Origin of the sequence: Staphylococcus caledonicus (assembly GCF_016238465.1) — a bacterium.
Classification (GTDB): domain Bacteria; phylum Bacillota; class Bacilli; order Staphylococcales; family Staphylococcaceae; genus Staphylococcus; species Staphylococcus caledonicus.
Genome location: NZ_JABTXV010000001.1, coordinates 759,217 through 779,427 on the forward strand (window position 1 = coordinate 759,217; position 20,211 = coordinate 779,427).

At 33.4% G+C, this 20,211-nt stretch carries 17 protein-coding genes; 16 read left to right on the plus strand and 1 reads right to left on the minus strand.

Going from position 1 to position 20,211, the window contains the following annotated elements:
- The first annotated feature begins 13 nt into the window (after window positions 1-13).
- From HS848_RS03875 to rny, 15 genes are all read left to right on the plus strand, one after another.
- The gene (locus HS848_RS03875) at window positions 14-985 is read left to right on the plus strand and encodes a bifunctional riboflavin kinase/FAD synthetase (RefSeq protein WP_198611323.1); all 972 of its coding nucleotides are present in this window, start codon (window positions 14-16) and stop codon (window positions 983-985) included.
- A 113-nt stretch (window positions 986-1,098) separates the two neighbouring features.
- Window positions 1,099-1,368 (plus strand): 30S ribosomal protein S15, encoded by a 270-nt coding sequence (gene rpsO, locus HS848_RS03880; protein ID WP_011275926.1) that lies wholly within the window; start codon window positions 1,099-1,101, stop codon window positions 1,366-1,368.
- 134 nt (window positions 1,369-1,502) lie between these two features.
- Complete coding sequence (gene pnp / locus HS848_RS03885; protein WP_198611324.1) at window positions 1,503-3,599, plus strand: polyribonucleotide nucleotidyltransferase; 2,097 nt, start codon at window positions 1,503-1,505, stop codon at window positions 3,597-3,599.
- A gap of 502 nt (window positions 3,600-4,101) precedes the next feature.
- Window positions 4,102-5,775: a ribonuclease J2 gene (rnjB, locus tag HS848_RS03890; protein ID WP_198611325.1), complete on the plus strand. Its 1,674-nt coding sequence runs from the start codon at window positions 4,102-4,104 to the stop codon at window positions 5,773-5,775.
- 225 nt (window positions 5,776-6,000) lie between these two features.
- On the plus strand, window positions 6,001-8,439 hold the full coding sequence (locus HS848_RS03895) for a DNA translocase FtsK (RefSeq protein ID WP_198611326.1): 2,439 nt from the start codon (window positions 6,001-6,003) through the stop codon (window positions 8,437-8,439).
- 2 nt (window positions 8,440-8,441) lie between these two features.
- Window positions 8,442-9,158: a GntR family transcriptional regulator gene (locus HS848_RS03900; RefSeq protein WP_198611327.1), complete on the plus strand. Its 717-nt coding sequence runs from the start codon at window positions 8,442-8,444 to the stop codon at window positions 9,156-9,158.
- A gap of 24 nt (window positions 9,159-9,182) precedes the next feature.
- Complete coding sequence (gene yfmF, locus HS848_RS03905; protein WP_198611686.1) at window positions 9,183-10,451, plus strand: EF-P 5-aminopentanol modification-associated protein YfmF; 1,269 nt, start codon at window positions 9,183-9,185, stop codon at window positions 10,449-10,451.
- Complete coding sequence (gene yfmH / locus HS848_RS03910; RefSeq protein ID WP_198611328.1) at window positions 10,448-11,737, plus strand: EF-P 5-aminopentanol modification-associated protein YfmH; 1,290 nt, start codon at window positions 10,448-10,450, stop codon at window positions 11,735-11,737. The genes yfmF and yfmH overlap by 4 nt, the downstream gene beginning before the upstream one ends.
- Window positions 11,737-12,441, plus strand: coding sequence for an elongation factor P 5-aminopentanone reductase (gene ymfI / locus HS848_RS03915; protein WP_198611329.1), 705 nt, complete (start codon window positions 11,737-11,739; stop codon window positions 12,439-12,441). The genes yfmH and ymfI overlap by 1 nt, the downstream gene beginning before the upstream one ends.
- 127 nt (window positions 12,442-12,568) lie before the next feature.
- The gene (locus HS848_RS03920) at window positions 12,569-13,399 is read left to right on the plus strand and encodes a YmfK family protein (protein WP_107507595.1); all 831 of its coding nucleotides are present in this window, start codon (window positions 12,569-12,571) and stop codon (window positions 13,397-13,399) included.
- A 21-nt stretch (window positions 13,400-13,420) separates the two neighbouring features.
- Entirely contained in the window at window positions 13,421-13,813 is a 393-nt protein-coding gene (locus HS848_RS03925; protein ID WP_198611330.1) for a helix-turn-helix domain-containing protein, read from the plus strand.
- A gap of 34 nt (window positions 13,814-13,847) precedes the next feature.
- A complete protein-coding gene (gene pgsA / locus HS848_RS03930) occupies window positions 13,848-14,423 on the plus strand; it encodes a CDP-diacylglycerol--glycerol-3-phosphate 3-phosphatidyltransferase (protein ID WP_198611331.1) in 576 nt (191 codons plus the stop codon).
- Window positions 14,424-14,563: 140 nt separating this feature from the next.
- Window positions 14,564-15,706, plus strand: a complete 1,143-nt coding sequence (locus HS848_RS03935; protein ID WP_198611332.1) for a CinA family nicotinamide mononucleotide deamidase-related protein — start codon at window positions 14,564-14,566, stop codon at window positions 15,704-15,706.
- A gap of 168 nt (window positions 15,707-15,874) precedes the next feature.
- On the plus strand, window positions 15,875-16,927 hold the full coding sequence (gene recA / locus HS848_RS03940; protein WP_107508680.1) for a recombinase RecA: 1,053 nt from the start codon (window positions 15,875-15,877) through the stop codon (window positions 16,925-16,927).
- 309 nt (window positions 16,928-17,236) lie between these two features.
- Window positions 17,237-18,796, plus strand: coding sequence for a ribonuclease Y (rny, locus tag HS848_RS03945; protein WP_107508681.1), 1,560 nt, complete (start codon window positions 17,237-17,239; stop codon window positions 18,794-18,796).
- A 173-nt stretch (window positions 18,797-18,969) separates the two neighbouring features.
- On the opposite strand, the gene HS848_RS03950 is transcribed toward rny, so the two are convergent.
- A complete protein-coding gene (locus HS848_RS03950; RefSeq protein ID WP_103166293.1) occupies window positions 18,970-19,185 on the minus strand; it encodes a hypothetical protein in 216 nt (71 codons plus the stop codon).
- Window positions 19,186-19,344: 159 nt separating this feature from the next.
- Here HS848_RS03950 and HS848_RS03955 point away from each other — a divergent pair, with 159 nt between their 5' ends.
- The gene (locus HS848_RS03955) at window positions 19,345-20,139 is read left to right on the plus strand and encodes a TIGR00282 family metallophosphoesterase (protein WP_198611333.1); all 795 of its coding nucleotides are present in this window, start codon (window positions 19,345-19,347) and stop codon (window positions 20,137-20,139) included.
- Window positions 20,140-20,211: the final 72 nt, after the last annotated feature.

The following is a 20,211-nucleotide window of genomic DNA, read 5'->3' on the forward strand; positions in this document are numbered from 1 at the left end:
GGAGCTTAGAGTTATGAAAGTGATAGAAGTAACCCATCCCATTCAACAAGACGAATTAATTCAAGAAGATGTTGCTATGGCATTTGGTTTTTTTGATGGTATGCATCGTGGTCATAAGAAAGTATTTGAAGCATTGGATGAGCGTGCTAAAGAAAAGAATTTAAAAAAAGCAGTTACAACTTTTGACCCTCACCCTTCTGTTGTGTTGAATCCAGAGCGTAAACGTACTGATTATTTAACACCACTTTCTGATAAACTTGAAATGATTGAACAACATAATATTGACTATTGTATTGTTATTAATTTTTCCTCTCGTTTTGCGAGTGTGACTGCTGAAGAATTTATTCAAGATTATATTATTAAGAATCATATTAAAGAAGTCATTGCTGGATTTGATTTTACTTTTGGTAAATTCGGAAAAGGTAATATGTCAGTGTTAAATGAAATAGATGAGTTCAACACGACAATTGTTGGTAGACAAGAGATGGAGTCAGAAAAAATCTCAACTACTGCTATTAGAGATGCGCTACAAGAAGGAGATTTGAAAAAGGCGAACGACCAATTAGGCTACTTATATCGCATTAAAGGTACCGTAGTACAAGGAGAAAAACGCGGTCGTACAATTGGCTTCCCAACAGCGAACGTACAACCTAGTGACGACTACGTACTACCTAAGAAAGGCGTTTATGCCGTGAGTATTGCTATTGGCGCTGAAAATAAAATCTACCGAGGCGTAGCTAATGTTGGGGTTAAACCTACATTTCATGATCCATCAAAAGCTGAAGTTGTTATAGAAGTTAATATTTTTGATTTCGAAGATAATATATATGGGGAACGTGTTAACGTTTATTGGCATCATTATTTAAGACCAGAAGTTAAATTTGATGGAATTGATCCGTTAGTTGAACAGATGAATGAGGATAAAGAAAAAGCAAAGTATCTACTATCTGTTGATTTTGGAGACGATGTATCGTATAATATTTAAAGTTGAGTTCTAAAAATATAGAATTCATAATATTAATCCTTTATCTTGGCGGGTTGAGACTCCGACGCCTTGCTCAGATTTAGGTGTATATAAAATTTAGGAGGAAATTAATTATGGCAATTACTCAAGAACGTAAAAATGAAATTATTAAAGAATATCGTGTACACGAAACAGACACTGGTTCACCAGAAGTACAAATCGCTGTTTTAACTGCAGAAATCGCTGCATTAAACGAACACTTACGTGAACACAAAAAAGACCACCATTCTCGTCGTGGATTATTAAAAATGGTTGGTCGTCGTAGACACTTATTAAACTACTTACGTGGTAAAGATATTCAACGTTACCGTGAATTAATTAAATCATTAGGTATCCGTCGTTAATATTAATATATTAAAGGAAAGCACCAGTTGGTTTGGTACTTTCCTTTTTTTATAGTTTTAGATAATTCACTAATATAAAATTTTAAAAATAAATGATATGATGTAGTTATTAGAATTCAGAGAGGAGATTCATAATGTCTCAAGAAAAGAAAGTTTTCAAAACTGAGTGGGCTGGAAGATCGTTAGCGATTGAGACAGGTCAATTAGCGAAACAAGCTAATGGTGCAGTTTTAGTACGTTATGGAGATACAGTAGTATTATCAACTGCTGTGGCTTCAAAAGAACCACGAGATGGTGACTTTTTCCCATTAACAGTAAACTATGAAGAAAAAATGTATGCGGCTGGTAAAATTCCAGGCGGTTTCAAAAAAAGAGAAGGTCGCCCAGCAGATGAAGCTACTTTAACAGCTCGTTTAATTGATAGACCTATTAGACCATTATTCCCTAAAGGCTACCGTCATGATGTCCAAATTATGAATACGGTATTAAGTGCTGATCCAGATTGTTCACCAGAAATGGCAGCTATGATTGGTTCTTCAATGGCATTAAGTGTTTCAGACATCCCATTCCAAGGCCCAATTGCTGGCGTGAATGTAGGCTTTATTGATGGTAAATATGTCATCAATCCAACGGTTGAAGAGAAAGAAGTATCTCGCTTAGATTTAGAAGTCGCTGGTCATAAAGACGCAGTAAACATGGTAGAAGCGGGAGCTAGCGAAATAACAGAACAAGAAATGTTAGAAGCTATTTTCTTTGGTCATGAAGAAATCAAACGCTTAGTAGCTTTCCAAGAAGAAGTGGTAGAACATATTCAACCAACGAAAAAAGAATTCGTACCAGTTGAACGTGATGAAGAGCTAGTAAATAGAGTTAAAGCACTTACTGAAGAAAAAGGGCTAAAAGAAACAGTACTTACTTTTGATAAACAAAAGCGTGATGAAAACTTAGACGCTCTAAAAGCAGAAATTGCGACAGAGTTTGTAGATGAAGCAGACCCTGAAAATGACTTATTAATCGATGAAGTCTATGCAATTTTAAATGATTTAGTTAAAGAAGAAGTACGTCGTTTAATTGCTGATGAAAAAATCAGACCAGATGGACGTAAACCGGATGAAATCCGTCCGCTTGATTCAGAGGTTGGATTATTACCTCGTGCTCACGGTTCAGGATTATTTACGCGTGGTCAAACACAAGCGTTATCAGTCTTAACATTAGGTGCATTAGGCGACTATCAATTAATTGATGGTTTAGGACCTGAAGTTGAAAAACGTTTTATGCATCATTATAATTTCCCGAACTTCTCAGTTGGTGAAACAGGCCCAGTAAGAGCGCCAGGACGTCGTGAAATTGGACATGGTGCCTTAGGTGAAAGAGCATTAAGATATATTATTCCAGATACAACGGAATTCCCATACACTATCCGAATTGTAAGTGAAGTATTAGAATCTAATGGTTCTTCATCTCAAGCTTCAATTTGTGGTTCTACTTTAGCGCTTATGGATGCTGGTGTGCCAATTAAAGCTCCAGTTGCTGGTATCGCAATGGGTCTTGTTACTCGTGAAGATAGTTACACAATTTTAACAGACATTCAAGGTATGGAAGATGCTCTTGGAGATATGGACTTCAAAGTTGCCGGTACTAAAGAAGGTATTACAGCCATCCAAATGGATATCAAAATTGACGGCTTAACTCGTGAAGTCATCGAGGAAGCACTTGAACAAGCACGTCAAGGACGTTTAGCTATTATGGACCATATGTTACAAACAATTGATCAACCACGTAAAGAATTAAGTGCATATGCGCCTAAAGTTGAAATTATGACTATTAAACCAGAAAAAATCAGAGACGTTATTGGACCTGGTGGTAAGAAAATCAATGAAATCATTGATGAAACAGGCGTGAAGTTAGATATTGAACAAGATGGTACTATCTTTATCGGTGCAGTTGATCAAGACATGATTAATCGTGCACGTGAAATTATTGAAGAAATTACACGTGAAGCTGAAGTTGGCCAAGTTTATAATGCAAAAGTAAAACGTATTGAAAAATACGGTGCTTTCGTAGAATTATTTGCCGGCAAGGATGCTTTATTACACATTTCTCAAATTTCAAAAGAACGTATCAATAAAGTAGAAGACGTATTAAATATTGGAGATACTATTGAAGTTAAAATTACTGAAATAGATAAACAAGGTCGCGTGAATGCTTCTCACAAAGCCTTTGCTGAATAATTAAAGTTTTCTAGTGAAAGGACATCTAATGTGATTTGAAATCTTTAGATGTTTCTTTTTGGAAAAGTTGGCTAGAGATGGTTTAACACAAATATGTGTCGGTCGACTATAGTAGAAGAATAGAGCGAGGCTAAGTCATAGATATAAATGGCTTAGCCTCGCTATTTTTGACAGTAATTGACTGAAACGAGACTAAGATAATAATAATTCATACTCTAGGAAATCGGTAAACGATATACTAAAAGTAAGATTCTCGGCAAAGACTATCGTGGTTCGACAAAATTTGAAGAATGATTTTATTCATTAAATCAAATTGAATATGGCAGTGTAGCACACTCGATTTTTAAATATGAAGTAATTAATAAAACTAATGATATAGGCTACTAGTAATATTATTTAAGGCATATGAGGAAATACTTTAATAGTGTACATCCAACATAAATTAAACTATAATAAATTATGAGTTTATATGGACGGGGATTTTTATATAGGAGGTAACATTTTGAGTTTAGTAAAGAAAAAAAATGACGATATTCGCATTATCCCGCTAGGTGGCGTAGGCGAAATCGCTAAAAATATGTATATCGTTGAAGTAGACGATGAAATGTTTATGTTGGATGCTGGATTAATGTTTCCAGAAGACGAAATGTTAGGTGTAGATATCGTTATTCCTGATATCCAATATGTCATTGAGAATAAAGAAAAATTAAAAGGTATCTTTTTAAGTCATGGTCACGAACATGCTATTGGTGCAGTAAGTTATATTTTAGAACAAATTGATGCACCTGTTTATGGTTCGAAATTGACATTAGCGCTTGTTAAAGAAAACATGAAAGCACGTAATGTGAAGAAAAAAGTTCGTTATTACACTGTAAATAACGAATCAGTAATGAGATTTAAGAATGTAAATATTACATTTTTCAATACTACACATAGTATCCCAGGAAGTTTAGGAATTTGTATTCATACATCGTATGGTGCAATTGTGTATACTGGAGAATTTAAATTTGATCAAAGTTTACAAGGTCATTATGCACCAGATATGAAACGCATGGCTGAAATTGGAGAAGAAGGTGTATTTGCTTTAATTAGTGATTCTACTGAAGCTGAGAAACCTGGATACAATACACCAGAAAATGTTATTGAATCACATATTTATGATGCATTTGCAAAAGTTAAAGGACGCTTAATTGTATCTTGCTACGCTTCAAACTTTATCAGAATTCAACAAGTTTTAAATACGGCGAGCAAATTAAATCGTAAAGTTTCATTCTTAGGACGTTCACTAGAAAGTTCATTTAATATCGCACGTAAGATGGGATATTTTGATATTCCTAAAGACTTATTAATTCCAATTAATGAAGTTGAAAATTATCCTAAAAATGAAGTTGTCATCATTGCTACAGGTATGGAAGGCGAGCCTATTGAAGCATTGGGGCAAATGGCACAAAACAAACATAAAATCATGAACATTGAAGAAGGCGATTCTGTATATCTAGCCATCACTGCTTCAGCAAATATGGAAGTTATTATTGCCAATACATTAAATGAATTAGTACGTGCTGGTGCTTATGTAATTCCTAATAATAAAAAAATTCATGCATCAAGTCATGGTTGCATGGAAGAGTTAAAAATGATGATTAATATTATGAAACCTGAATACTTTATCCCTGTACAAGGTGAATTTAAAATGCAAATTGCACATGCTAAATTAGCAAATGAAGCTGGAGTAGCTCCTGAAAAAATCTTCCTTGTCGAAAAAGGCGATGTGATTCACTATGACGGTAAAGATATGGTATTAAATGAAAAAGTACATTCAGGTAATGTATTAATTGATGGTATTGGTGTTGGAGATGTAGGTAACATCGTATTAAGAGATCGTCATCTATTAGCAGAAGACGGTATCTTTATTGCAGTGGTTACGCTAGATCCTAAAAATAGACGTATTGCTGCCGGACCAGAGATCCAGTCACGTGGCTTTGTGTATGTGCGTGAAAGTGAAGAGTTAATGAACGAAGCTGAAGAAAAAGTACGAGAAATCGTTGAAGCGGGTCTTCAAGAGAAACGTATTGAATGGTCAGAAATTAAGCAAAATATGCGCGACCAAATTAGTAAACTTTTATTTGAAAGCACTAAACGTTGTCCAATGATTATACCAGTCATTTCTGAGATATAAGATATAAACAATAAAAAGAGGTCGGGACAACATCACAATTGAGGTTGGGACAAAATATTAATGTCTCATTCACTTTATTAAGGACTCTACAGTCTAAATGTGTATGATATTGTCTCAACCTCTTTCCTACTTTTTAAATTAGTTAAAAAAAGAGATTTTAAGGTATTATAAAATAAGCTAAAGCATGACATACATAACGTAAGAAATAAAAGAAGGTGTACAATTTTGCCACAAACTAAGAAAAAAACAACTACTAGAAAAAAAGGGACGACGGCTAGAAATTCTAAAAAGAAAAGAACTCAAAAAAATGATAGTTCACTAAGATACATAATAGCCGTAGTAGTTGTAGTGATATCTATATTAGGTATGTTTCAATTAGGTATTGTTGGCCGCATGATTGATAGCTTTTTCAATTATTTATTTGGTAATAGCCGGTACCTAACATATATTTTAGTTAGTTTAATAACTATTTATATAGCCATGCAACGAAAATTTCCTAAATCTAGACGTACCATTGGTTTAATTTTATTACAAGTAGTTTTATTAATTGCTACTCAGATTATTTATCATTTTAATAAGGGTGTAGTAGCAGAAAGAGTACCTGTTTTATCATATGTTTATAAATCGTATGACCATACCCATTTTCCAAATTTTGGTGGGGGTGTAATCGGTTTTTATGCCTTAAAATTATTTGTGCCACTTATTTCAATTGCTGGTGTTATTATCATCACGTTACTTTTATTAATTTCAAGTGTGATTTTATTATTGAAATTACGTCATAGAGATGTGGCTAAAATATCACTAGATAAAATGAAAAATTCTAGTCAAAGTGCATCGACCACTTTTAAAGAAAAAAGAGCACAAAACAAAGTGAAAAAAGAAGAACGACGTCGAGAGAAAGAAGAAAAAGAACGCGAACGACAACTTCTAAAAGAACGTGAAGAGGCAGAACGTCTTGAAGCACGTGAAAATGAAGTTAAAGATGTAAGTGACTTTCCAGAAATCGAAACGAAAGATGACTCTATTCCTATATATGGCCACGATGAAGCTGAAAAAGAGACGCAAACTCAACCTAAAACGAATAAACGTAAAAAACGTCGCTTTGGAATTGAGGATAAAGAAGAACATCTGGCTTCAGCCGAGTCAACTACAGAGAATAATCAACCTGCAAATGATGATGAAGAAATAAGCGAAATAGATGATAATCAAACTAATGGCTCAATTTCTGAAGTCGGAGAAGTAGCCAATGTTTCTTATCATATTCCGCCATTATCATTGCTAAAACAACCTAGTAAGCAACAAACGACTTCTCGTACTGAAGTTCAACGTAAAGGGCAAATTTTAGAATCAACAATGAAAAACTTTGGCGTTAATGCCAAAGTAACGCAAATTAAAATAGGTCCTGCTGTAACGCAGTATGAAATTCAACCGGCGCAAGGGGTAAAAGTAAGTAAGATTGTTAACTTGCATAATGATATTGCCCTTGCCTTAGCGGCTAAAGATGTTCGTATCGAAGCGCCTATACCAGGTCGTTCGGCAGTAGGTATTGAAGTTCCTAATGATAAAATTTCATTAGTAACATTGAAAGAAGTATTAGAAACTAAATTTCCAGCTAAAAACAAGCTAGAAGTTGGATTAGGACGCGATATTTCTGGTGAACCGATGACGATTCAATTAAATGAAATGCCCCATTTATTAGTAGCTGGTTCAACGGGTAGTGGTAAATCAGTATGTATCAACGGTATTATTACAAGTATACTTTTAAATGCTAAGCCACATGAAGTTAAACTTATGTTAATTGACCCTAAAATGGTAGAACTTAATGTTTATAATGGCGTACCTCATTTATTGATTCCTGTAGTCACAAACCCTCATAAGGCTTCCCAAGCTTTAGAGAAGGTAGTCGCAGAAATGGAGCGACGTTATGATTTATTCCAACATTCATCTACTAGAAATATTGAAGGTTATAATCAATTCTTACGTCGTCAGAATGAAGAACTTGATGAAAAACAAGCTGAACTACCTTACATTGTAGTTATCGTGGATGAATTAGCTGATTTAATGATGGTAGCGGGTAAAGAAGTAGAGAATGCTATTCAACGTATTACACAAATGGCGCGTGCTGCTGGTATACATTTAATCGTAGCAACACAAAGACCATCAGTGGACGTTATTACAGGTATTATTAAAAATAATATTCCATCACGTATTGCCTTTGCAGTGAGCTCACAAACTGACTCTAGAACAATTATAGGTTCTGCAGGAGCGGAAAAACTATTAGGAAAAGGTGACATGTTGTATGTTGGAAATGGGGATTCATCCCAAATCCGTGTGCAAGGTGCTTTCTTAAGCGATCAAGAAGTTCAAGACATCGTGAACTACGTCGTTGAGCAACAAAAAGCAAATTATATTAAAGAAATGGAACCTGACGCGCCTACTGATAAGTCTGAAATGAAAAGTGAAGATGCACTATATGAAGAAGTCTACTTATTTGTTGTGGAACAACAAAAAGCAAGTACATCACTTTTACAAAGACAATTTAGAATCGGTTATAATAGAGCATCAAGATTGATGGATGATTTAGAACGTAACCAAGTGATTGGCCCACAAAAGGGAAGTAAACCAAGACAAGTTTTAATAGATTTAGAAGATGAAGAGGTGTAAAAATGACAGAATTAAACTCAGTTTTTAAAGTAAAAGAGTATATTTTTAATCAGATAAAAGACAATTCTTTAAAACCTGGAGACAAACTTCCTAGCAATTTAGCGATTGCTAGGGAAGTTAATGTGAAAACAGACGATGTCTATGATGCGATTGGTCAGCTTATTACTGAACAAGTGCTAACTGATAACTTTGAAGAAGGGCCAAGCGTAAAGACACTACACCCTTTCTTCTATCCATTAAATAAATTATTTAGTATTAGCGATATGATAAAACAAGCTGGTTATCACTCCGGGACTGAATATTTAAGTTTAGAACAACAACCAGCCTCTATTTTAGATGCCAAAAGATTGGGTATAAAAGATAAACAACCTATTACGATTATAGAAAGATTGCGTACAGCGAATCATCAACCAGTAATGTACTGTTTAGATAAGATTGCTGAAGAAAATTTAACATGTACAGATTACCAGACTAGTGATGGATCTATGCTTAATGCTATCGAACTTAATACCGGTCACAAAGTTGCTTCGGCAGAAACTGAAGTAGAAGCCATTAGCTATGAACCTCACATTTCTGATATTTTGAATGCTTCTCCACATGAAGGATTAATGTTATTAAAGGTTGTACATTTTGATGAAACGGGTAAACCTATTTTATATTCTTTAAATTATGTAAAAAGTAGTCTGGTTAAATTTAAATTAACCCGTACTAAAATCTAACAACTTAATAAGGAGTGAGTAAGAATCGTGACACAAAATAATAGACAAATACATATCGATATACTACCAACTGAGAAATTCAAAACAACAATGATTACATTTAAATTTATGGCACCTTTAAATTATGAGACTATTACAGCACGCTCATTACTAAGTAAATTATTAATCCGCGGAACAAAACAATGGCCTACAGATAAAGCGTTGAGTAAACAACTATCTGAATTGTATGGCGCTTATATCAATAGCTTTGTTTCGAAATTTAAGGATCAACACGTTATAACGATTTCACTTGAAATAGTCAATGAACGTTATCTCAAAGATTCTTCACCTTTATTTGAAAAAGGCTTAAATCTACTACATGAAGTTATTACTAATCCACTCGTAGACAATAATGCATTCAATGCTACATTTGTGAATCAAGAAAAATCATTATTAACAAAAAAAATCGAAGCCATGATAGATAATAAAGCGCAATATTCATTTTTAAACTTACTTAAATATATGTTTAAAGATGAAGCTTATCGTTATTTAGCAACAGGCCAAATTGAAAACATACCTCAAGTTACACCTGAAAACTTGTATGATACATATAAATCAATGTTAACTAATGATAATTGTTCAGTATACGTGGTAGGTAATGTAGATGAAGAGGAAGTTAAACAGTTAATTGAATCTAAATTTGATATTCAACCGTTTGAACTTCAACGTACTGATATGCCTAAACTAGATGAAGATCAAACTGAACCCCAGTTTATTGTTGAAGAAGATGAAGTAGATCAAGCTAAATTAAATTTAGGATACCGTTTCCCAACACGTTTCGGTGCCGATGATTATTATGCCTTAGTGGTACTCAATACTATGTTTGGTGGAGATCCATCTTCAGTATTATTTAATGAAGTACGTGAAAAACAAAGCTTAGCTTATTCTATTCATTCACAATTAGATGGTAAAAATGGTTATCTATTTTTATTAAGCGGGGTATCATCTGATAAATATGAAGTCGCGAAAGATACTATCTTACAAGAATTTGATAAGTTTAAACAGGGAGAATTTGAGGATAGTAAGTTAGAACTAGCGAAAAAAATTATTATCTCTCAACGACAAGAAATTGCGGATCGTCCAAAAAGTATAATTGAAGTGATGCAAAACCAATTACTTTTAGACCAAGCGCAAGCCGATGAAGACTATATTAACGCAATTCGAAATGTAACTAGTGAAGATGTAATAACAATGGCTAATAAAGCTCGACTCGATACAATTTATGTATTAACGAAAGGAGGCCAAGTTGAATGAAAACGCACGTTTATGAATTAATCGATGAGAAAGTATTCGAACATGAACTTTCAAATGGCTTACGTCTATTCATTATTCCTAAGAAAGGGTTCCAAAAAACTTTCGTCACTTATACCACTCAATTTGGTTCACTTGATAGTACATTCAAGCCTCATAATGAAGACCAATTGATTACTGTACCTGACGGAGTAGCACACTTTTTAGAGCATAAATTATTTGAAAAAGATGGAGAGGAAGACTTATTTACAGCATTTGCCAATGATAATGCTCAAGTCAATGCCTTTACAAGTTTTGATCGTACAAGCTATTTATTTAGTGCAACTGATAATGTCGATAGTAATATTATTCGCTTGCTAAATATGGTTGAGACGCCTTACTTTTCAAAAGAAACTGTAGATAAAGAAAAAGGCATTATAGCCGAAGAAATTAAGATGTATCAAGAACAACCAGGCTATAAAATTATGTTTAATACACTACGCGCAATGTATCACAATCATCCAATTAAAGTAGATATAGCGGGAAGTGTAGAAAGCATCTATGATATAACTAAAGATGATTTATACGCATGTTATGAAACATTCTATCATCCTTCAAATATGGTTCTTTTCGTAGTAGGAGATGTTGATCCTGAACATATTTGCAGTCTTGTAGAAACTCATGAAGCGCAACGTGATAAAACAAATCAACCAAATATTCAAAGAGGTACAGTGGATGAACCACTTGAAGTCGTAACACCAGTTGTAACAGAAGAAATGAAATTGCAGTCACCGAGATTAATGCTAGGGTTTAAGAATCAGCCATATGTCGAAACACCACAACGATATGTGCAACGTGATTTAGAGATGACGCTATTTTATGAATTAGTCTTTGGAGAAGAAACTGATTTTTATCAAATGTTATTAACTGAAGATTTAATTGATGAATCGTTTGGCTATCAATTTGTGCTCGAGCCTACATATAGCTTTTCAATAATTACAAGTGCAACGCAACAGCCTGATAAATTAAAAGAGGTCTTATTAAGTGAACTTCAAAAATATAGAGGTAACTTACAAGACGAAGAAGCTTTTAACTTATTGAAAAAACAATTTATCGGCGAATTTATCTCAAGTTTAAATTCACCAGAATACATTGCGAATCAATATGCTAAATTATATTTCGAAGGTGTAAGCGTCTTCGAGATGTTAGATATTATTGAAAATATTACTTTAGAAAGTATAAATGAAACGACAAAGCAATATTTAAATTTAGATAATGTAGTAGATAGTCGTTTGGAGATAAAAAAATAATGAAAGCATTGGTATTAGGTGGATCAGGAAGTATCGGTTCAGCTATTGTAGAACGCCTTTTACAAGATGATTTTGAAGTTATAATTCAATATTATCAATCAGATATAAACAAATTGAGAGAACAGTATAAAAATGAAGCGGTTCACTTTATTCAACTAGATTTAACACAAAATATAGATTTGGATGAAGCATTTGGTCATATTAAAAATCTTGATTGCCTTGTTTATAGTAGTGGGACAGCTTTATACGGTATGTTACAAGATATGTCAGATAATGATATTGATAGAAGCTATAATATACATGTAAAGCAATTGATTAGATGTAGTCGGTATTTCATTGACACATTAAGACAAAGTGCAGAAGGTCGCATTATCGTTATTTCATCGATTTGGGGTGAAACTGGAGCGAGTATGGAAACCATCTACTCTACGATGAAAAGCGCCCAAATTGGCTTTGTTAAAGCACTTAGTCAAGAATTAGCGATGACGAGTGTAACGGTCAATGCGGTAGCACCTGGATTTGTTTCTGGGAAAATGGCTAATGAATTTAATGAAGAAGAACAACAAGCAATTTTAAACGAGCTTCCACAACAGCGAATGATTACTCCTGATGAAGTTGCTCATACTTGTGCATATTTATGGCATCCACTAGCCAAGAGTATTACGGGCACGGTCCAAAAAGTCAACGGAGCTTGGTATCTTTAAAATTTTAATAGCGTTATAGTTAGATTGTTAAATTTATGATTAGTATTTCAAAAATAAATGATATAATATGATTATTATTTTAAAATACTGTTGTTACAGTTGGCATTTAAACAAGGGGCGGATGTAAATGACTGTTGCTGAAAAGAAAGAATGGTATCTTGAATATGAAATAACAGTTAATCGTGCAGGTTTATTAGGCGATATTTCAAGTTTACTTGGTATGTTAGGAATAAGTATTGTAACGATTAATGGTGTAGATCAAGGACGTCGCGGTTTATTGATTAAAACTGATAGCCTTGAAAAAGTAAATCGCTTTGAAAATATCATAAAAGAACTTAACGAGATTGAAATTACTAAATTAAGAGTGCCTGAATTACGTGATCGACTGGCCGTACGTCATGGGCGTTATATAGAACAAGATGCTGATGATAAAAAGACATTCCGTTTTGAACGTGAAGATTTAGGTTTATTAGTAGACTTCCTTGCAGAACTTTTCAAAGAAGAAGGGCATAAACTTATTGGAATTAGAGGCATGCCACGTGTAGGCAAGACAGAATCCATAGTAGCAGGAAGCGTTTGTGCTCATAAACGCTGGCTCTTTATTAGTTCGACCTTGATTAAGCAAACGGTACGTAGTTCACTTATTAAGGGTGAATACGATTCAAATCATGTTTATATCATTGACGGCGCCGTCACAGCTAGAGAAGCAAATCACAAACATCAAGAGTTGGTAAGAGAAGTGATGACATTGCCTTCAATTAAGGTGGTAGAACATCCTGATTTATTTGTTGAGTCTGGTGACTATAGCATGGATGATTTTGATTATATTATTGAATTACGTGAAAATGAAGATCAAAAAATTGAATATGATCAAATGAAACAACAGACAGTTAAAAGTAAAAATAATTTAAACTTCGGTGAAGATACATTTGGCGGAGGGTTTGGATTTTTCGAATAGTAATTGTGGAGGCTTTTAAAAGTGAGAACTATTGGTGAGACTTTAAAAGGAAGAAGAGAGAGACTTGGAATGACGTTGGCCGAGTTGGAAGAACGAACTCAAATCAAACGAGCAACGCTAAAAAAAATCGAAGAAAATCGATTCAATGAATTAGCTAAGGTTGATTATGCAGAGGGGTTTATTAGACGTTACGCAAGCGTTGTAAATATGAACGTTGAACAATTAATCAATGTGCATGGCGAAGAAATTCCAAATAGTCAAAATCAATTAGACACGCTTTTAACGCGTTATCAAAATGATGATGCCCCTACATACCGTACTAAGAATAAAGAACCTCTACAATTAGTCGTGTTAATTGGCGGGATAATTGTAATTACTTTTATTCTTTGGCTCTTAGCTATGTTAATATTATAATTTGTAAAGATAAATTTAGAAATGAGGCTTTAACATGAATATTCCAAATCAGATTACAGTTTTTAGGGTAATTCTTATTCCAGTTTTTATTTTATTTGCTCTAGTAAACTTTGGATTTGGCAGTGTATCGATTTTAGGTGGCTATGAAATACGCATCGAACAACTTATCGCTGCAATTATATTTATCGTTGCATCTTTAAGCGACTTTGTAGATGGATACTTAGCTAGAAAATGGCAATTAGTTACAAACATGGGTAAATTTTTAGATCCATTAGCTGACAAACTGCTTGTTTCAAGCGCATTAATTGTTATGGTTCAATTGGATCTAACTAACTCAGTAGTAGTTATTATTATTATAGCGCGTGAATTTGCGGTTACTGGTTTACGTTTATTACAAATTGAACAAGGATTTGTAAGTGCTGCAGGCCAACTTGGTAAAATTAAAACGGCTGTAACTATGGTTGCAATTATTTGGATTTTACTAGGTGACTTATTTGCTAATTGGATTGGTTTCCCATTAGGACAAGTATTACTTTATATAGGTGTTTTCTTTACAATTTTATCTGGTATTGAATACTTCTATAAAGGTAGAAATGTTTTTAAACATTAATTTAGTGAAATAACCAAGAATAAATGAGATTGGGCGATGTCTTTGAGTACAAATTATTGTTGACTCAGTCTCTTCAATTCTTGGTTTTTTTAAGCTTTAATTTATAATATATAAAGAAAAATTTTAGGAGAGAAACAGTCATGAATATTTCAATTATTGCAGTAGGCTCAGAATTATTGTTGGGTCAAATCGCTAATACTAACGGACAATATTTATCTAAATTATTTAATAGTATAGGGAAAAGTGTAGTTGAACATACTGTTATTGGAGATAATCCCGAAAGATTAGAATACGTTATTAAAGAAGGCTTAAAACGTTTTGATACATTAGTTTTAACTGGTGGATTAGGTCCAACTAAAGATGATTTAACTAAACATACAGTGGCTAACGTATTAGGTAAACAACTTGTTACTGATGATGATGCTTTGAAATATATTGAAAATTATTTTAAAGAACAAGGGCAAGAAATGACACCTAATAATAAACAACAAGCTCTAGTAATTGAAGGTGCTAAAGTTTTAAAAAATAACAATGGTATGGCTCCAGGTATGTTGTATGAACAAGACGATAAGAAAATAATTTTATTACCTGGACCTCCTCGTGAAATGCAACCAATGGCTAAAAATGAATTACTACCATATTTAATGGATGATGATAAAGTTATCTTTTCAGAACAGTTAAGATTTGCTGGCATTGGAGAATCTAAAGTTGAAACGGAATTAATGGATTTAATTGATAATCAAACCAATCCAACAATCGCGCCTTTAGCTGGTGCACACGAAGTATATATTAGATTAACAGCCAATGCTGATTCCGTTGATGAATGTAAATCATTAATCCAACCTATTAAAGAGAAGGTTTTAGATAGAATTGGCACTTATTATTATGGCTCAGATGACATAGTTATTGAACAATCAGTAATGAATGAAATAAATAAGACATTTAGCGTCTATGATGGCGTGACAAACGGAGCGCTATATACACGCCTGAAAACGCATGATGAAGATGAATTACTTAAAGGCCAGCTACCAGATTCTGACATTTTTATTAGTGATATGCCTAATAATGAAGAAAAGGTTAAAAAGGCAGCGAACTATGTAAAAGATTTATATAAAACAGATATGGGTATAGCTTTAATACACGATGAAGAACAAGTGTATTTAGGAATGGTAAATCATAATGAATTTAAAGTAGATTCATTCAAAATGCCGTTAAACAGAAATATGTTACAAAACAGAAGTCAAAATTATGCATTGATTAGATTACTTAATTGGGTAAAATAAATTTTAAATTTGATATATTGTTTAAATTTTAGTACGTTTGTTCGATTTTAGAGATTTAAAGGTTATATAAGCGAACAAATATTCGCAAAATACTTGTAATTAGGTTAAAATAAATGTATAGTATTAACTAAGATAATAATGATAACTATCTCATTAGGAGGTTTCGCTTTGGATAATGATCGTCAAAAAGCTTTAGATACAGTTATAAAAAATATGGAAAAATCTTTCGGTAAAGGTGCCGTAATGAAACTCGGTGATAATAAAGGACGCCGTGTATCAAGTGTATCAAGTGGTTCAGTTACTTTAGATAACGCACTTGGAGTAGGTGGCTACCCTAAAGGAAGAATCATTGAAATATATGGACCAGAAAGTTCTGGTAAAACAACAGTAGCATTACATGCTATTGCAGAGGTACAAAAAAATGGCGGAGTAGCCGCATTTATTGATGCCGAACATGCGTTAGACCCAGAATACGCAGAAGCATTAGGAGTAGATATTAATAATCTATACTTATCTCAACCTGACCATGGTGAACAAGGTTTAGAAATCGCAGAAGCATTTGTAAGAAGTGGTGCTGTTGATATCGTAGTAGTAGACTCAGTTGCTGCATTAACTCCTAAAGCAGAAATTGAAGGTGAAATGGGTGACACACATGTTGGTTTACAAGCCCGTTTAATGTCACAAGCATTACGTAAACTTTCAGGTGCTATTTCAAAATCAAACACAACTGCTGTCTTTATTAACCAAATTCGTGAAAAAGTTGGCGTTATGTTCGGTAACCCTGAAACTACACCAGGGGGTAGAGCGTTAAAATTCTACAGTTCTGTTCGTTTAGAAGTTCGTCGTGCTGAACAATTAAAACAAGGACAAGATATTGTGGGTAATAGAACTAAAATTAAAGTCGTTAAAAATAAAGTTGCCCCACCATTTAGAGTAGCCGAAGTTGACATTATGTATGGCCAAGGTATTTCTAAAGAAGGCGAATTAATTGATTTAGGTGTTGAACATGAAATAGTAGATAAATCTGGTGCTTGGTACTCATATAATGGTGAACGAATGGGTCAAGGTAAAGAAAATGTTAAAACATACCTAAAAGAAAATCCTCAAATCAAAGATGAAATTGATCGTAAATTACGTGAAAAACTCGGTATCTTTGACGGTGACATTGAAGAGAAAGAAAAAGAAGAAGAACCAGCTGAAACTTTATTTGATGATAAATAACTTTTAAAGAGCTTAATAGCCTATTAATTAGAGTTTTATGTTTATAACCTTCACTTTTAGTAGATTTTGATGAAGGACTTGCTATTTTAATATATTGAAGTGGATGAAGTATGTATTATTTCATCCACTTTATTTTATATTGAAATCTAGCTTTCATAATGTATGTAATTCGAATTTGCAGTGGAATTTCATATCTTGACACTACCGAGATAATAAACGTACAATTGATATGTATAATTATTATACAATTTATAAAATCAAATAGATTTTGATATACAAAGCAAATACCTAGAAAAAGGAGGTGTTTATGTGAATTTATTAAACCTCCTACTCATTTTGCTGGGGATTATTCTAGGGGTTGTTGTAGGGTATATTGTAGCCCGAAATATATTACATCAAAAGCAACTACAAGCTAGACAAACTGCTGATGATATTATTAAGCAAGGTCAAAAAGAAGCTGAAAATATCAAAAAAGAAAAATTATTAGAGGCAAAAGAAGAAAACCAAACAATAAGAGAACAAGCTGAATCAGAGCTACGCGAAAGACGTGGCGAGCTTCAAAGACAAGAAGCCCGACTTCTTCAAAAAGAGGAAAACTTAGATCGAAAATCTGATCTTTTAGATAAAAAAGATGAGATTTTAGAACAAAAAGAATCTAAACTTGAAGAAAGACAACAACAAGTAGATGCAAAAGAGAGTAGTGTTCAATCATTAATAATGAAGCATGAACAAGAATTAGAACGCATCTCCGGTCTCACTCAAGAAGAAGCTGTCAATGAACAACTTCAGAGGGTTGAAGAAGAACTGTCACAAGATATTGCAGTACTTGTTAAAGAGAAAGAAAAAGAGGCAAAAGAGAAAGTTGATAAAACAGCAAAAGAATTATTAGCTACCACAGTTCAAAGATTAGCTGCTGATCATACAACAGAATCAACTGTATCAGTAGTCAACTTACCAAATGATGAGATGAAAGGTCGAATTATTGGTAGAGAAGGTAGAAATATTCGTACTTTAGAAACATTAACAGGTATCGACTTAATCATTGATGATACACCAGAAGCGGTTATTTTATCTGGTTTTGATCCAATCAGACGTGAAATCGCAAGAACTGCTTTGGTTAATTTAGTGTCTGATGGTCGTATTCACCCTGGTCGTATCGAAGAAATGGTAGATAAAGCTAGAAAAGAAGTTGACGATATTATTAGAGATGCTGGTGAACAAGCGACATTTGAAATTAATGTTCACAACATGCATCCGGACTTAGTTAAAGTCTTAGGTCGTCTTAATTATCGAACTAGCTATGGTCAAAACGTCCTTAAACATTCTATTGAAGTTGCACATTTATCTGGAATGTTAGCAGCTGAATTAGGTGAAGATGTAAGTTTAGCTAAACGTGCTGGATTACTTCACGATGTTGGTAAGGCTATCGACCATGAAGTAGAAGGAAGTCATGTGGAAATTGGTGTCGAATTAGCTAAAAAATATGCTGAAAATGACACTGTTATTAATGCTATTCATTCACATCATGGCGACGTTGAACCTACATCTATTATTTCTATATTGGTAGCTGCAGCAGATGCATTATCTGCAGCTAGACCTGGTGCTCGTAAAGAAACGCTTGAGAATTATATACGCAGATTAGAAAAACTTGAAACACTTTCTGAAAGTTATGAGGGTGTTGAAAAAGCATTTGCTATTCAAGCGGGAAGAGAAATTAGAGTCATTGTTTCTCCAGAGGAAATTGACGACTTGAAATCTTACAGAATGGCGAGAGACATTAAGAACCAAATCGAAGAAGAATTACAATATCCTGGTCACATTAAAGTGACAGTTGTTAGAGAGACAAGAGCAGTAGAGTATGCGAAATAATTTTAAGCCTGGACATTTAACTAAGTGTCCAGGCTCTTTAATTTGTTAGTAGCTTATAATTGTGAAAACCACTAAGTCCTATTTAATTGAATAAATGACTATATTGAAGTGAAAATGAAATAAAAAAAGAGACTAGAACATTAATAGTTCCAACCTCTTTAAACGTTGTTAAATTATTTGAGTTGTAAATCAGTTTTTCTTAATTCAGAAATAATTTCTGCCGTATCATAACAACTTGTAGCAATATTTGAATATCTTTCTGCTAAACGATAAGCATTGATATATAATTCTAAGCTTTCTTTAGCAATATCTTCTGCGTCTTCTGACTTAGAAGGATTAGATTTTACTACTAATTCTGCAAATTTTTCTGGTTCAATATTAATTGACATTAGATTTTTACAACTCCTATTAATTTGATAGATTTATCTTAACATATGTTGTAAACATGCTAAAGTAAAGTGAAATAGAATTTTCAAAAGAGTATAAATCATCTCTTTTATTCTAGTGACTTATGAATTAAACTGATTTTATGAGAGGATGAACATTAAATGAGAATACTATTTATCGGTGATATTGTGGGCAAGATTGGCAGGGAAGCCATTGCTGAATATTTACCTAAAATAAAACAGGCCTATAAGCCAACAGTAAGCATAGTAAATGCTGAAAATGCAGCTCATGGTAAAGGATTAACTGAAAAGATTTATAAACAATTATTAAGAGATGGCGTCGACTTTATGACGATGGGTAATCATACTTATGGCCAACGTGAAATCTATGAATTTATCGATGATGCTAAAAGAATGGTGCGTCCTGCTAATTTTCCAAGTGAAGCGCCTGGGGTAGGCATGCGCTTTATTCAAATTAATGATATCAAATTAGCTATTATCAATTTACAAGGTCGTTCATTTATGCAAGATATTGATGATCCATTTAAAAAAGCTGACCAATTGATTGAAGAAGCTCAAAAAGAAACGGATTATATCTTTGTAGACTTTCATGCGGAAACGACATCAGAAAAAAATGCTATGGGTTGGTATTTAGATGGAAGAGCTAGTGTCATGGTAGGAACACATACCCATATCCAGACGTCAGATGAACGCGTCTTGCCAAATGGTACTGGGTATATAACTGATGTTGGTATGACAGGATACTATGATGGAATACTAGGTATTAATCGTGATGAGGTTATTGAAAGATTTATTACAAGCTTGCCTCAACGTCATGTAATACCAAATGATGGTAGAAGTGTGCTATCAGGTGTTATTATTGATTTAGATAAAGAAGGAAAGACAAAGCATATCGAAAGAATTTTAATTAATAATGATCATCCATTTAATAAATAACTTTTAATATAAATATATTGAAAAGGCTATGTACATCATAGTCCATTAGTATGAATTTAATTAAATGCCACT